The sequence below is a fragment of the Prochlorococcus marinus XMU1411 genome (genome assembly GCF_017696075.1).
GTDB lineage: Bacteria > Cyanobacteriota > Cyanobacteriia > PCC-6307 > Cyanobiaceae > Prochlorococcus_A > Prochlorococcus_A marinus_V.
The window spans coordinates 21,697-36,965 of sequence record NZ_JAAORI010000001.1 but is presented as its reverse complement, the minus strand read 5'-3'; the positions used below and the strand labels follow the sequence as shown (position 1 = coordinate 36,965).

Here is a 15,269-nt window from a genome sequence, read left to right as displayed (position 1 = left end):
TTTTTCTAAAAAATAGCATCCTTTATAAATTAAATACAGTAACTAATATAAATTTCTAAATATTAAATACTGTATAAACTTTGCTGTTTTTCTTTATAAGTCAGGTCCTTTAAGTTCATTCACAAAAAATCTCCCTCAACTTCAAAAGGTATATACATTTCAGGATTCTTTATTCCTTGTTCCTTTGCAGTCTTAAGCATAATTTTATAATCACGAATTAATGATTCATATGCTTGCTTTTCTTCCTCTGTGGCATCATTAGGTAATTTTTCACCACTTGTTGCAAGTGCTAATAATTTCTGCCATTTTTTATTACTTATCATTAAATTTATTGGTTACTCAATAGAAAAATAACATCATAGAAAGAATAAAGTATAGAGCGATTTATTTTTATACGATTTCTCTATAGAGATGAGATTTTACCCTCACGTGTAACCCACGTGTAACCTACTTTTCGAGACTATAACTGAGTTCCTTTACCACCCATCACTCCCACTCAATGGTTCCAGGAGGTTTACTTGTAATATCATAAACAACTCTGTTAACTGAACTCACTTCATTTACGATCCTATTAGAAATTCTTTCTAAAATTTTAAAGGGAATTTTTGACCAATCTGCTGTCATACCATCTTCACTAGATACGCAACGTAAAACTATAGGCCATGAATAAGTCCTTTTATCTCCCATTACCCCTACAGTTTTTACAGGTAACAATACTGCAAAAGCCTGCCAAATATCGTTGTATAATCCAGCTTTTTTAATTTCGTCTCTCACGATCAAGTCTGCATCTCTTAAACAATCAAGTTTGTCATTACTCACTTCTCCTAAAATTCTTATTGCTAAACCAGGACCTGGAAATGGATGCCTTTTTATAATTTCATCTGGCAAACCTAGAGCAGCTCCTAATTTCCGTACTTCATCCTTAAAAAGTTTTCTTAATGGCTCAACTAATTTAAATTGCAAATCTTTTGGTAATCCACCTACGTTATGATGGCTTTTTATTTTTACAGCTATTCTCTCGCCTGTTTTAGGATCAATATTTGTACCAGCACTTTCAATAACATCAGGATAGAGAGTACCTTGAGCTAAGTAATGAAAAGGTCCCAACCTATTACTTTCTTCTTCAAACACTCTAATAAATTCTTCCCCGATAATTTTCCTTTTTTGTTCTGGATCAGTAATTCCTTTTAATTTTTCAATAAACCTATTCCTAGCATTAATGTATTCAACTTTTATATGAAATTTCTTATCAAAAAAATTCATTAAAAATTCAGGTTCACCTTTTCTCATAAAACCTTGGTCTATAAACATACATGTCAGCTTATTTCCAATAGCTTTATTTAGTAAAAAAGCAAGCGTTGAAGAATCAACTCCTCCAGATAAAGCAAGCAAAACTTTCTTATTGCCAACTTGTTCTCTAATTCTAGGAATCGTCTCCTCTAAAAAGGTTTCAGTTGTCCAATCAGCAGCACAAGATGAAATTTTATAAACAAAGTTTTTAATTACTGTCATCCCAAACTCTGAATGAATTACTTCCGGATGAAATTGAACACCAAATAACTTCTTTCTATCGTTTGAAATTGCTGCATGAAGTGTATTCTCGGTATGAGCAATTTTATTAAATCCATCAGGTAAACAATTTATTGAATCACCATGACTCATCCACATTATAGATTTATCTTCTACATCACAAAGTAGGTCACATTCTAAATCTATCTTAATTGGTGCTCTTCCATACTCCGCTTTTTTAATTGCTGAAGTAACAGATCCACCAAGCTCTTTAACCATTAATTGCATTCCGTAGCATATACCAAGAATAGGAATTCCTAAATCAAAAATCTTTTCATCACATTTAGGTGCGTTTTGGTCATAGACAGAATTTGGTCCTCCACTCAAAATTATCCCTTTAGGCTTAATATTTTGAATATCCTCAATTGAAATGAAGTTACTTACAACAAGAGAAAAAACATTAGTCTCTCTAATTCTTCTTGCAATCAATTCAGAATATTGAGATCCAAAATCTAAAATTAATATTGAAGGATCTCGTTCTTTTTTTAAAAAATTTTGACTCATGTATAAAAGTTAGCTCAATTTATTTACAAAAGCATAATGAATCACAAATTGATCTCATTGGAAAAAAGAAATATATTTATTACCGTAAATTCCAGCCCACCTTATTTTCCTTTTTCTATCAAAAATGATTGATGCGATTTCTATGTCAGTTTTTAAATACCTATTTACATAAGCAAGAGAACGCTTTTCAATCGTATTTGCTAAATTCTTGAATAATTGATCAGCTAAAGATTGATTCAATCTTTCAAGAAGTAGTAACGCATCCTCAAGATTATTTAACTGAGATAATTCAAATATTATTTCAGGTGGTACCTTTTCTTGAACTGCTAAATAAACAAGAATCTGAATTCTTGCATCAGCTAAATGATTATGTGTATGAAAAATACCACCTGCTAATTTAATTAATTTTCCGTGATAACCAAAAAGAATTACTGTTTTAACTTTTTTTATTGCAGCATCAACTAATAATGGTCCTATCCAATTTCCAATTTTGATAATTGGCAAATTAACATTATGATTTTTGGCCAAATTTAACCCATTTTCACCAATCACAAAGACAACTTCCCCTTTAAAATCATTTTGAATTAATTTTGCTAAATTTGCTTTAGCCTCTTCTAATTGATCAGGAGAAGCACTCGAATAAGTCTCTGCAGAAGTACCAATTATAGATAAGCCATCAACAATACCAAATGACTTATTACTAGTTCTTTCAGCTAAAAACATACCATTTGGGAAAATAATTTCTAATTTCAAATTAAAACCCTCAGGAATAATATCTAATAAATTTTCATATAAAACTTCTTTTGCAAAATTAGAAATGCATATTTCTGATGTATCTTCTTTTATACCTACACCTGATCCCGCAATAATATTTATTGGAATTGTTTGAGTAGGATTATTACAAGAAATTTTTTCTACAGACGCTATTGTCCATATTTCTAAGTTATTTGTAATGTCAAGATCTAAGCCTGACTTTGCAAAGGTAATTCCTAATGCATTTGATTCATCTTTAAGCAAACCAACAGAATGAATCTCTATTTTTATTTCTTTTTTTTCATTAGGAATTTTTATTAGTTCATAATTCTCAAATGGTAAACCTACTAGTTTTTTTAATGCTGACCTAGCAGCTCCAGCAACCCACAATGGCAAAGAAAATCCTTTTTTCAAATCAAGTAATTGAAAAATATATAATGAGAACTAATCTAAGAATGACCTATTTAACAAAAAGTGGCCATACAACAAAAATTATCATTGATGATTCCTGGACCCACACCAGTTCCAGAAAAAGTTTTACAAGCATTAAGTAAGCATCCAATAGGCCATCGCAGTAAAGAATTCCAAGATCTAGTAGAGAGTACTTCTAAAAATTTACAGTGGCTTCATCAAACTCAAAATGATGTTCTAACAATCACAGGTAGTGGGACTGCCGCAATGGAGGCTGGAATAATAAACACTTTAAGTAGAGGAGATAAAGTAATTTGTGGAGAAAATGGAAAATTTGGCGAAAGATGGGTAAAAGTTGCTAAAGAATTTGGTCTAGAAGTAATAAAAATAGATTCTGAATGGGGTACTCCCCTTGATCCAGAAGAATTCAAAAAGGTATTAGAAAAAGATAAACAAAAAGAAATAAAGGCGGTTATTTTGACTCATTCTGAAACCTCAACAGGTGTAATTAATGATCTAAAAACTATAAGTTCATATATTCGGAAACACAACACAGCTTTATCAATTGTTGACTGCGTTACAAGTCTTGGAGCTTGCAATGTTCCAGTAGACGAATGGGAATTAGATATCGTTGCTTCGGGATCGCAAAAGGGATATATGATACCTCCAGGGCTTAGTTTTATATCAATGAGCCAAAAAGCATGGAAAGCAACAGAAAAATCTAATTTACCAAAATTTTATTTAAATTTAAAATCATACAGAAAAAGTCTTTTAACTAACAGTAATCCATATACTCCAGCAGTTAATTTGGTTTTTGCTTTAGATGAAGCTTTAAAAATGATGAGAGAAGAAGGTTTGGATAACATTTTCCTCAGACACAATAGACACAAATTAGCAATGAGCAATGCAGCAAAGACATTAAATCTCAAATTATTTGCCGATGAAAAATGTTTAAGCCCTTCAATTACTGCGATAGAAACTGGAGAAATAGATGCTGAAGAATTTAGAAAGACTATAAAAAATAAATTTGATATCCTACTTGCTGGTGGTCAAGATCACTTGAAAGGAAAAATATTTAGAGTTGGTCACTTAGGTTATATAAATGACAGAGATATCATCACAATTGTCGCAGCCATCGGTAATGTACTTCTTGATTTAAGCAAAATAACAGCTCAACAGGCTGGTGAAGCATTGGTTGTGGTCTCTAAATATCTTGAGAGAAATTAGGTTAAGTACCTGGCTCTTCAACATTTCCACCTAATTCAACAATCTTTTTTCTAAGAGTAATTGATTTTTTTTCGTCACCTTTGGTTTGAGCTATTGCAAGGGCAAACTCTAATTTTTCGAGCTGATGACCACCCTCAAAAAAAGATAATTTTTTCTTTATGCGGCTTTTATTATCTTTGTATGAAATTTGTGAAGACATAAAAATTCATGCTTTAGTAATATTATGCCAAGAAAAGGGGACATTACGGGAGAAAATCAAAAATATTATTTGACTACAAACTTAAGCAAATAAATTTTCTTCTAATATTATGGTCAAACATCTTTCAAATTTATGCCAAACATAAATCTATTCTATTATCTAATTGCAGGTTTTATTTTTGGAGTTTTAGCTCTAAAAACAGGTATCCCTGCAGCTCCTCTTGCAGGTGCTTTAATAGGCGCAAGCATACTTAGCATCAGTGGCAAAGTCGATATTGCAGAGTGGCCAATAGGCACAAGAACAATTTTAGAAATTGGTATTGGAACAGTTATCGGCACATCATTAACCAAAGACTCATTAATGGATCTTCAAACATTGTGGAGGCCTGCTATTTTAATAACTTTTACTTTAGTTATTACAGGATTAGCAATTGGATTATGGACAAGCAGATTACTTAATATCGATGTGATAACAACAATTCTTGGCGCAGCACCAGGAGGCATCAGCGGCATGAGTCTTGTAGGATCAGAGTATGGGGTTGGGGCTGCAGTCGCAACTCTACACGCAGTAAGATTAATTACTGTGCTTCTAATTCTACCTTTAATTGTAAAATGCTTAAACTTATTTGGAATAATAAAATCTTAAAAATCTATAGACATATTTCCAATAAAAGATATTTTTAAATAGAAAGCTTATATGCAATGAAGGGATTTAGAAAAAATTTAATTTTTGTAACCTTGGGGATTATATCCCCTATTTCATTTCATTCTTTAAAAGTAAATGCAGGATCTTTTGGAGCGGAAATTTTTTGTACTATGAGAGATGGAGGAAATGATCATGAAAGTAGTTGGGATGCAGCATATACATATATAAAAAAGCAAAAAGGTGGAATTTTCAAAGTTTCACCTAAACAAGCAGCAGCACAAATTACTGAATCAGTTATTAGAGATAGAGAAACTTTCAGCTATTGTGTTGAGTACCTTGATAAACTTCATCCAAATAGAAAACTAATAAGAGATTTAGAAAAAGAAGAGGAAAGACAAGAAAAAGAAGCAAAAGACAGAGAAAGCAAAAGAAAAAGATTAGAAAAAGAATTAGAAGAAACTAATGAAGAATTTTCTGATGAAACACTTGAAAGATATAGTTATTAATAAAGATTTTAAAAGTTAGTTATATTTTTATAATTTTATAAATACTATTTTGTATCTAAACAGACTAAATCATATTTTTGCTTGCAAATTTATACCTAAAAGGATAGATAAATGTTGACTTTTAATTTATTCAAGCCATTATTTATTTAAATAAATATTCTGAATGCATATTAATGATGCGGTTTTTTTAGAGGATTTATGTCCTAAGTTCAGATTTAGACAATGGCGAAAATCTATACATAGGTTTACAGGAAAAAGTTGTATATATTGCGGAAAAACATCTGAATCGATTGACCATGTAATACCAAGAAGTCAAGGAGGCTTAAGCACTACAGAAAACTGTGTCCCTGCATGTCTTTCCTGTAATGGGGACAAATCAGATGAAAATGCTTTGTATTGGTACAGAAGGCAAAAATTTTATGATCCACGAAGAGCAATGGCTATAAGAGCTTGGTTAGAAGGAGATTTAAGACTAGCTATAAGATTACTCCAATGGGCCAATCCTAATTTTCAAGTTAATAAAGATAACGAAAAAGATAGATCAGAATATAGAGCAGCTTGACTACCAAACATTACACATTTTTCCAGAGTTATAACTCTCACATATATTTTCCAATTCTCTTGGCGATTCTGGGAATATTAAAATTGTGGAAAATGAAATGAGAAGTACAAATAATTTTTGATAGAATTTAAAGTTAATTAAGCTTATTTCTTTTTCTGTCAGACGACTATAACTTTTGCTAATGCAATAAGTTTTTAATTTTAAATCAGGCCTAAGAGTTGTCTTCATCTTTAATTAATACATATGTACTACTTTAACGTCGCATGAAGAATTCCGCAAGTTCACTAAATGGTAAAAATAAATTTTTAGTTTTAGGATGTGGTTTCAGCGGTAGTTTCTTTGCAAAAAAAATAAGGCAATTGGGTTATACCGCTTTGACAAGTTCAAGATCTGAAAAAAAAGATCCAAATAGTTTCGTATTCAACAGCGAAGAAGACTTGCTTCCTAATAAAGAAATTTTTGATGGAGTCACACATATTCTTAGTTGCATACCTCCCGACAAAAATGGAAACGATCCAGTATTAAAAAGTCTTAAAGATAAGCTAAAAAGTTTATCCCTTGAATGGGTTGGATATTTATCTACAACAGGAGTTTATGGGCACAGCAAGGGTGATTGGGTCTCTGAAATTGATGAACCAAAACCTTTTCAACAAAGAAGTCATAAGAGATTGAATTGTGAAAAAGAATGGATTAGATCTGGTTTACCTGTACAGATTTTTAGGTTGCCTGGTATTTATGGACCTGGACGATCGACTTTTGAAGCAATAAAAAATAAAAAAATTCGTGTTATATCAAAAAAAAATCAGGTTTTTTCAAGAATTCATGTCGCTGACATAACAAATGCAATTATTTATCTCTTACAAAATAAAAATTCCTTAAAATTTTACCAGATTATTAATATTGCAGATGATCTACCCTGTTCTCAGATAGAAGTTATTCAATATTGCTATGATTTCCTTGGTTTAACAATGCCAAAGCCAATATTATTTGAAGATGCAAAAGAGGAATTATCCCCTATAGCTAAATCTTTTTGGATGGAAAATAGAAGAGTTTCGAATAAACTATTATGCGAAACACTCGGGTATAAACTAATTTATAAAAATTATAAAATAGGCTTAAAAAATTGCTATCTGAATAGTTAAAAAAATAAATTTAAAAACTTTTTATGAATTGTCAAAATACAAATAAAGCATTGAACGTAGTATTAAGCGTAGGAGATGAGTCAGGTATTGGACCTGAAATAATATTAAAAGCTCTTTGTTCTGATGAGATACCTCAAAATGTTGACTTTATATTGGTTGGATCAAAAAAAAATCTACAAAATACATATAGCCACCTTAGATCATTAGGATTAGAAAACATTGCAAATCCTAAAAATTTAAAGATACATGATCTCGAAATTTCTTCATCAGATAATAACCCTCAATCAAGTTACGGTAATTCAAGTTATCAATATTTAACAAAAGCAATAGAAATTGTAAAAACATATCCCAATTCGGCACTTGTAACAGGACCAATTTGCAAGAAATCATGGTCTCTAGCAGGTCATTACTTCTCTGGTCAAACTGAAGTACTAGCAAAATCATGTGGAGTAAAAAACTTTGGAATGTTATTCACAGCAAAATCACCAATTACAGGTTGGAGATTTAATACCTTACTAGCTACAACCCATATAGCCCTTTGTGAAGTTCCCAAGAAATTAACTACAGAATTAATCCACTCTAAATTGGATCTATTCAAAAATTTTTGTAATAGCTATACTGACAAACCTACTTTAAAAGTAGCAGGATTAAACCCTCATGCTGGCGAAGAAGGCATTTTAGGTCATGAAGAAAAAGATTGGCTCAATGATGCCTTAATTACATGGAATGAGAAAAATAGAGGTATTAAATTATTAGGCCCTTTATCACCAGATAGTTGCTGGAATTCTTCAGTAAAAGCTTGGAGTGAAAAAAATGCTGAAAAGCACGATGGCATTCTTGCTATGTATCATGATCAAGGTTTAATACCAATGAAAGTGATAGCTTTTAATTACTCAGTAAATACCACAATCGGTTTACCTTTTATAAGAACATCTCCAGATCATGGAACAGGATTTGATATTGCTGGCAAAGGGATTGCTCAATCTCAAAGTATGATTGAGGCTATAAAAGCTGCTATAGAAATTACTTAGAATTCAAGACTGCTTAACGCGCATTAAAACTTGACCAAATTCAACTGGTGTCCCATTTTCAACCAGAATCTCTACTATTTCAGCATTAAATTCAGATTCAATTTCATTCATTAACTTCATTGCTTCCAAAATACAAATAGTTTGACCAACCTTAATGTTATTTCCTACTTCGACGAATGGATCCTCACCAGGCGCCGCAGCCCGATAAAAAGTTCCAACCATAGGAGAAGTAATTTCAGTTAGGTCAGAGCGTCCTGGGGGTGCTACCTGCGGCGTTTCAGGCTCATTAACAACTGGGATAGTCTGATTGATAGTTTTTTGATTAGCAATTGTTTGTTTATCAAATGAAGTATTAGAAGCTAAATTATTGATAACTTGGTTCTGATCAAACAAATTCCTTTTTATTTCTAGTTTAAAATCTTCACCTTCTAGCAAGAACTCTTGAATATCACTTGAAGAGATTTTCTCTATTAAGCGATTTAAGTCTTCATGATCTAGTTTCATAGCCATTAATTTTCACGTCCAAGATAACTATCGTTACGAGTATCAACTTTAATCATTTCTCCAACAGAAATAAATAAAGGAACCATAACTTGAGCACCTGTTTCTAGAATAGCTGGTTTCGTGCCCCCACTAGCAGTATCACCTTTAACTCCAGGATCAGTCTCTGTAACTTTCAAAGTAATAGATATTGGAAGTTCTACTTCTAAAACTTTACCATTATGGAAAACCACATTAACCTCCATTCCCTCTTTCAAATATTTTGCGCCTTTACCGATTTGCTCAGAGGTGAGTCTTGTCTCTTCAAAACTTGTCATATCCATAAAAACATAATCACCAGACTCCACATATGTATGCTGCAGGTTAGACTTCTCAAGGATAGCCTGCTGTACTGATTCTCCGGCTCGAAAAGTTTTTTCAACCACGTTGCCGCTTTGAACTGATTTTAATTTTGTTCGCACAAAAGCAGAACCCTTACCAGGCTTGACATGTAGAAATTCTACAACGCGCCAAACTTGTCCATCCAATTCGATGGTAGTACCTGTGCGAAAATCGTTACTGGAAATCATTCCTGTATTACATCCCCAAGGATCATAAACCTGCAAGAGTGCTATGCAAAAATTCTTATCAAATCAGAACAAAGTTTTCTTAATTCTTTTAATTGTATTTTCACAGGTTTTTCTATTTAAACCGATACAAGTACTAGCTGATTTACCTACTGGAAATGCAGTAAAAGACCCTAATGCAATCCTCAGAAACGCACTCCCTATCAAGCAAGTTGAGTTACAGGAAATTCAACACAAATTGGAAGAAACTAGTGACCTTGTCAGAGGAGGAAGATGGCCTGCTCTTGCAAAAACTGTTACAAAATGTCAATCTTTACTAAAAAAATACCAAAGTAAAATTATTCAAGAATTACCAAAAGATAAACAGAAAATTACTGAAAATACATTTTTAGAGCTCAAGGAAAATTTTAATAGCCTTCAAGACTATTCTAAATCAAAAGATAAATACTCATTTATAGCCACCCGAAGAGATGCTTTAGATAAAATAGGTAAAGTAGAAGAATATTTTCTACCAAATGAATTTCCATACTCTATTCCCCACGAATTTGATAATTTACCAAGATTACTGGGCAGAGCAAAAGTCAATATAAAAACCTCCAAAGGAGATATGCAAGCTATTGTGGATGGATTTAACGCCCCACTTACAGCAGGAGCATTTATAGATTTATCTTCAAAAAACTTCTACAAAGATTTACCTATTAACAGAGCAGAAGAATTTTTTGTAATGCAAACAGGTGATCCAATTGGTGAAGCTATTGGTTACATAGATCCTGAAACAAATGAAGAACGTCACGTTCCCCTAGAAATAAGAATCCCAGATGAAAAAGATACCTTTTATAATCAAACTTTTGAAGATTTAGGTTTTTACACAGAGACGCCAACATTACCTTTTGCAACACTTGGAACTCTAGGATGGTCCCATTCGAATACCGCAGTTGATGATGGCTCATCACAATTTTTCTTCTTTTTATATGAAGCAGAATTAAATCCAGCAGGTCGCAATTTAATTGACGGCAGAAATGCTGCCTTTGGTTACGTTGTAGATGGATTTGATGTATTAGAAGAACTTACTAAAGATGACACAATAATTTCAATTGATGTTTTAGAAGGAATCGAAAACCTCCAATTAAATGCATAAAGAAATATTAGAAGATATAGGGGAAAAAGAATTAATAAATAGGCTAGAAAAATTTATGCCTAAAAATCAAGCTTCAGATGATTGCGCTTTAATCAAAACTAAAAATGAAAATTTACTTGTCAATACTGATTCTTTAGTAGAAAATGTTCATTTCAATGATATTACTATTTGTCCTCAAGACCTTGGATGGAAAGCAGTTGTTAGCAACATCTCTGACTTATTATCCAGTGGCAGCAAGGAAACTATAGGTATTACAATAAGCCTAGTTTTACCTGCTAAAACTGAGTGGATTTGGGTTAAAGAATTATATAAAGGAATAAATAAAGCATTAAAAGAATATGGCGGGAGGATTTTAGGGGGAGATTGCTCAAAGGGAAATGAAAAAGTCATTTCAATTACAGCCTTTGGAATTCAAGGTGAACTTGAATTACGAAGAAACGCATGTAAACCAGGAGATATTATCTTAACTACAGGTATACATGGTCTTAGCAAACTAGGATTTTTGATACAAAATAAAATTAATTTCGATAATGAATTTTCTCTTAATGAAAGATTAATCAGTAAGTCCATTGAACATTTTTGTCGCCCTAATATCTACCCAAATTTTCTAAATAATCTCCTGAAAACTCGCTCCAATAAAAAAATAAAGAGAATAGGATGTACTGATAGCAGTGATGGTCTTTTTCAAGCTTTACAAGATTTAGCAATAGCTAGCAACTGTAAAGCGATTATAAATTATGAAAAAATACCTAAAGATCAGGATTGGCCTAAAGGAGATAAATGGGACGAATATTATTTTTTTGGAGGCGAAGACTACGAATTAGTTTTCTCATTACCAAAAAAATGGTCAAAAAATTTATCTAAATTTGATAAAAATATTAACGAGATTGGTTTTTTTGATTATGGTGAACCATCAATAGAATTTAGAAATAATAATAAAAACATATTATTTAATAAAAAACCTTTCAAACACTTTTAAATTATTCCCAATTTTTAGCAACAATCTCTGCTAAATCTACAACTCTCTGACTATAACCCCACTCATTATCGTACCAAGCAAGGACCTTTACAAGGTTATCTCCAATACACATAGTGAGGTCGCTATCAACAATTGATGATTCATTGGTACCTGCATAATCGCTTGACACTAATGGTTCATCTCCGTACTTTATGATACCTTTCATTGAGCCTAATGATGATTCCTTAAGCGCTTTGTTGACTTCTTCGGCTGTAACAGATTTAGAAGATTCGAAAACAAAATCTACTGCAGAAACGTTAGGAGTGGGTACTCTCATTGCAATACCTGTTAATTTTCCTTTCATTTCTGGGTATACCAGTGCTACTGCTTTTGCAGCACCTGTAGAAGTAGGAACAATATTTGTAGCCGCTGCTCTAGCCCTTCTTAAATCTCTATGACTATTATCTAAAATTCTTTGATCCCCTGTATAACTATGAATTGTGGTCATCAAACCCTTGTTAATCCCAAACGTTTGGTCTAAAACTTTAACCACTGGAGCTAAACAGTTTGTTGTACAACTAGCATTACTCAAAATATCATAATCTTTGTGTTTATATTTATCAGCATTAACGCCGACTACAAAAGTACCAACTCCATCGCCTTTGCCAGGAGCAGTTAAGATAACTTTTTTTGCTCCTACCTCTAAGTGCTTACTTGCACCAACGTCTGTATTAAAGACTCCAGTAGATTCAATAACCAAATCTACACCCCAGTCTTTCCAAGGTAGATTCAATGGGTTTCTATCAGAGAAACACTTAATTGTCTTGTTATTAATTACAAAAGTATCATCAGTATATTGAATATCAACACCATCAAGTTGACCAAGAACTGAATCATACTTTAATAAATGAGCATTAGTCTTGGGATCTGAGGTAACGTTAATTCCAACTACTTCAATATTGGTGTAAGCCCCTCTACTAAGCCAACAACGCATAAAGTTTCGACCAATTCTGCCAAAGCCGTTAATTGCAACACGCAAAGTCATAACTAATAATTTCTAAATGATTAACCTAAGTTGCTGATCATACTGAATTTTGTGCAATAACGTAAGTTTTTTTTGATTTATTAAGCAAATAAGTCTAGTTTTGTATTAATTCAATAAAAAAAAACATTTTTTTTTAAGAAAAAATAGCAAAATTTTTCCGAGAAGTTATTTTGATTGAAGTAAACGATAAACATTGGATAAAGAATTACTGTTGAAAGTTCATTTTCATTTTATTGGGATCGGAGGTATTGGAATGTCAGCATTAGCAATGGGTTTAATTAAAAAAGGTTATTCAGTTTCGGGATCTGATTTAGTTAAAAACAATGAAACTAATAAATTAGAGCAATTAGGTGCAGTAATCTTTAGTTCTCAAGTTCAAGAAAATATTGAATTTGTAATTTCAAAATTTACCAACAAATTGATTAATATTGTTGTAAGCTCCGCGATAAAGCCAGAAAATGAAGAATTTTCATACTGCAGAGAAAAAAATTTATCAATAAAACATCGTTCAGAGATTCTCGCAATGCTAATGCGCACTTACAATGCATTGGCAGTAGCTGGGAGTCACGGGAAAACATCAACCAGTACATTTCTTTCTACAATTCTTGAGTTATGTACACATAATTCTTCTTCAATAACTGGAGGAATAATTCCTATCTACAACTCTAATTGTCATTTAGAAAATACAAAATATTTAGTAGCCGAAGTTGACGAATCTGATGGGACAATTAATAAATATGACTCTGATATTGGAATAATCAATAACATTGATTTTGATCATTGCGATCACTTTTCTAATCTAAGTGAAGTCATATCTTCTTTTAAAAGTTTCGCTTCAAACTCTAAAAAATTATTAATTAATTTTGATTGTGAAATCACGAGAAATAATTTTAACTCTGAAAGCAAGTGGTCAAATACTACACCAAACGAGGTTGCTTATGCCTTAATCCCAACTGAAATAAATAAAAGTCATACTATTGGAAAATATTATGAAAATGGAAATTTCATAAGTAGTTTAAATATTCCAATTCCAGGGTTACACAATCTATCTAACATCACCGCGGCAATAGCAGCTTCAAGAATGATAGGTGTAGATTTTATAGAAATTAAAAAAAATATAAAACATCTTAAACTACCAAAAAAAAGATTTGAATTCAGAGGCCAAATAGATGAAAGATGTTTATATGATGATTATGCACATCATCCAAATGAGATAAAAGAGACGATTAAATTAGGAAGATTATTTATTAAACAAAAACATAATAGTGAATGTCAAAAAAGTAGATTAATAGCTATATTTCAACCTCATAGATACTCTCGAGTAAAGCAATTTACTAAAGAATTCGCTGAAGAATTGTCAAAAGCAGATGTTATTTATGTAACCAGTATTTATGGAGCAGGAGAAGTAAACGAAGATAAAATTACTTCGAAAATTATCACTGATCTGATTTATAAAAAAAATAAAAATGTCAGTTACGTAAATAATTATCATGAAATTACAAAGAATTTTTACGAATTAACTCAAGAAGGGGATTTAATTTTGAATATGGGAGCTGGCGATTGTCATAATTTCTGGTCAATTTTAAATGCAAAACAAATAAAATGAATAAGTAATTTATGAATAAAAAGATTTTTTCTGAGAACTGTAATTTAAGTAGTTATACAACTATAAAAGTAGGAGGAGTTGCTGAATATTTTGCTGAGCCAAGAAGCATTGACGAATTTTCATATCTAATAAAATGGGCAAATTTAAATAAAAAAAGATACCAGATTATTGGTGCAGGTTCAAATCTTCTAATAAATAATATTTTCATAAAAGGTTTAGTTGTGTGTACAAAAAAAATGAAATCATTAACGATAGAGCCATATTCAGGAATTGTTGAAGCGGAAGCAGGTGTAATGCTTCCAACGTTATCTAATTCTCTTGCTAAAAATGGATTACAAGGAGGTGAATGGGCTGTCGGAGTTCCAGGAACATTAGGAGGAGCAATTTATATGAATGCTGGCACTAATAATTTGTCGCTAGCAAAAAATCTTATTTCTGTAAAAGTTATAAATAATAAAACTCATGAAAAACTTGAAATTGAAAAAAAAGATATCGATTTCGAGTATAGATTTAGCTCTTTTCAAAGAAATGATTTGAGTATTATTAGTGCAAGACTATATTTTGAGCCTAATGGAAATCACGAACAATTAATTAAAACTACCAAAAATAACCTCAAATTAAAAACAAAAACACAGCCATATCATCAACCAAGTTTTGGTAGTGTTTTTAAAAATCCTGAAAATAATTATGCAGCAAAATTAATTGATGATATGGGTTTAAAGGGATTTAAAATTGGCGGTGCAGAAATTTCTACAATGCATTCAAATTTTATAATTAACACTTCTTCAGCAAGTTCAAAAGATATTTATGAATTAATAACAGTAATTCAACAAAAAGTACTACAAAACAAAGGAATATTTTTGCAACCGGAAGTAAGAATGATTGGTTTTGACTATCCTAACTAAA

General features: G+C 31.6%; 18 protein-coding genes. 10 read left to right on the top strand and 8 right to left on the bottom strand.

Annotated features, from left to right (window positions below):
- Positions 1-119: 119 nt before the first annotated feature.
- The 3 genes from HA145_RS00190 to cbiD form a co-directional block, all read right to left on the bottom strand.
- Positions 120-323, bottom strand: a complete 204-nt coding sequence (locus HA145_RS00190; protein WP_209127324.1) for a hypothetical protein — start codon at positions 321-323, stop codon at positions 120-122.
- A 163-nt stretch (positions 324-486) separates the two neighbouring features.
- Positions 487-2,073 (bottom strand): glutamine-hydrolyzing GMP synthase, encoded by a 1,587-nt coding sequence (gene guaA / locus HA145_RS00185; RefSeq protein WP_209127323.1) that lies wholly within the window; start codon positions 2,071-2,073, stop codon positions 487-489.
- 54 nt (positions 2,074-2,127) lie between these two features.
- On the bottom strand, positions 2,128-3,240 hold the full coding sequence (gene cbiD, locus HA145_RS00180; RefSeq protein WP_209127322.1) for a cobalt-precorrin-5B (C(1))-methyltransferase CbiD: 1,113 nt from the start codon (positions 3,238-3,240) through the stop codon (positions 2,128-2,130).
- 87 nt (positions 3,241-3,327) lie between these two features.
- Here cbiD and HA145_RS00175 point away from each other — a divergent pair, with 87 nt between their 5' ends.
- Positions 3,328-4,464 carry a pyridoxal-phosphate-dependent aminotransferase family protein gene (locus HA145_RS00175; protein WP_209127356.1) on the top strand — a complete coding sequence of 379 codons (1,137 nt, stop codon included), beginning with the start codon at positions 3,328-3,330 and terminating at the stop codon, positions 4,462-4,464.
- Position 4,465: 1 nt separating this feature from the next.
- Here the strand turns inward: HA145_RS00175 and HA145_RS00170 are convergent, their stop codons facing one another.
- Positions 4,466-4,663, bottom strand: a complete 198-nt coding sequence (locus tag HA145_RS00170) for a hypothetical protein (RefSeq protein WP_209127321.1) — start codon at positions 4,661-4,663, stop codon at positions 4,466-4,468.
- 132 nt (positions 4,664-4,795) lie between these two features.
- Here HA145_RS00170 and HA145_RS00165 point away from each other — a divergent pair, with 132 nt between their 5' ends.
- From HA145_RS00165 to HA145_RS00155, 3 genes are all read left to right on the top strand, one after another.
- Positions 4,796-5,308, top strand: a complete 513-nt coding sequence (locus tag HA145_RS00165; RefSeq protein WP_209127320.1) for an AbrB family transcriptional regulator — start codon at positions 4,796-4,798, stop codon at positions 5,306-5,308.
- 56 nt (positions 5,309-5,364) lie between these two features.
- The gene (locus HA145_RS00160) at positions 5,365-5,814 is read left to right on the top strand and encodes a DUF6554 family protein (RefSeq protein ID WP_209127319.1); all 450 of its coding nucleotides are present in this window, start codon (positions 5,365-5,367) and stop codon (positions 5,812-5,814) included.
- Between the two features lie 163 nt (positions 5,815-5,977).
- The gene (locus tag HA145_RS00155; RefSeq protein ID WP_209127318.1) at positions 5,978-6,376 is read left to right on the top strand and encodes an HNH endonuclease; all 399 of its coding nucleotides are present in this window, start codon (positions 5,978-5,980) and stop codon (positions 6,374-6,376) included.
- Here the strand turns inward: HA145_RS00155 and HA145_RS00150 are convergent, their stop codons facing one another.
- Complete coding sequence (locus tag HA145_RS00150) at positions 6,377-6,604, bottom strand: transcription factor TFIID (RefSeq protein WP_209127317.1); 228 nt, start codon at positions 6,602-6,604, stop codon at positions 6,377-6,379.
- Positions 6,605-6,639: 35 nt separating this feature from the next.
- On the opposite strand from HA145_RS00150, the gene HA145_RS00145 reads away from it, so the two are divergent.
- Positions 6,640-7,518 carry an SDR family NAD(P)-dependent oxidoreductase gene (locus HA145_RS00145; protein ID WP_209127316.1) on the top strand — a complete coding sequence of 293 codons (879 nt, stop codon included), beginning with the start codon at positions 6,640-6,642 and terminating at the stop codon, positions 7,516-7,518.
- 23 nt (positions 7,519-7,541) lie between these two features.
- Positions 7,542-8,549, top strand: a complete 1,008-nt coding sequence (pdxA, locus tag HA145_RS00140) for a 4-hydroxythreonine-4-phosphate dehydrogenase PdxA (RefSeq protein WP_209127315.1) — start codon at positions 7,542-7,544, stop codon at positions 8,547-8,549.
- A 3-nt stretch (positions 8,550-8,552) separates the two neighbouring features.
- Here pdxA and accB read toward each other — a convergent pair whose 3' ends face one another.
- The gene (accB, locus tag HA145_RS00135; protein ID WP_209127314.1) at positions 8,553-9,059 is read right to left on the bottom strand and encodes an acetyl-CoA carboxylase biotin carboxyl carrier protein; all 507 of its coding nucleotides are present in this window, start codon (positions 9,057-9,059) and stop codon (positions 8,553-8,555) included.
- Entirely contained in the window at positions 9,059-9,619 is a 561-nt protein-coding gene (efp, locus tag HA145_RS00130) for an elongation factor P (protein ID WP_209127313.1), read from the bottom strand. The genes accB and efp overlap by 1 nt, the downstream gene beginning before the upstream one ends.
- A 43-nt stretch (positions 9,620-9,662) precedes the next feature.
- Between efp and HA145_RS00125 the strand changes: the two genes are divergently transcribed.
- On the top strand, positions 9,663-10,754 hold the full coding sequence (locus tag HA145_RS00125; protein ID WP_209127312.1) for a peptidylprolyl isomerase: 1,092 nt from the start codon (positions 9,663-9,665) through the stop codon (positions 10,752-10,754).
- Positions 10,747-11,733 (top strand): thiamine-phosphate kinase, encoded by a 987-nt coding sequence (gene thiL, locus HA145_RS00120; protein ID WP_209127311.1) that lies wholly within the window; start codon positions 10,747-10,749, stop codon positions 11,731-11,733. Before HA145_RS00125 ends, thiL begins: the two co-directional genes overlap by 8 nt.
- Position 11,734: 1 nt before the next feature.
- Here thiL and gap read toward each other — a convergent pair whose 3' ends face one another.
- Positions 11,735-12,757 (bottom strand): type I glyceraldehyde-3-phosphate dehydrogenase, encoded by a 1,023-nt coding sequence (gap, locus tag HA145_RS00115; RefSeq protein WP_209127310.1) that lies wholly within the window; start codon positions 12,755-12,757, stop codon positions 11,735-11,737.
- A gap of 193 nt (positions 12,758-12,950) precedes the next feature.
- On the opposite strand from gap, the gene murC reads away from it, so the two are divergent.
- Entirely contained in the window at positions 12,951-14,363 is a 1,413-nt protein-coding gene (gene murC, locus HA145_RS00110; RefSeq protein WP_209127309.1) for a UDP-N-acetylmuramate--L-alanine ligase, read from the top strand.
- Positions 14,364-14,374: 11 nt separating this feature from the next.
- Positions 14,375-15,268, top strand: a complete 894-nt coding sequence (gene murB, locus HA145_RS00105; protein ID WP_209127308.1) for a UDP-N-acetylmuramate dehydrogenase — start codon at positions 14,375-14,377, stop codon at positions 15,266-15,268.
- Position 15,269: the final 1 nt, after the last annotated feature.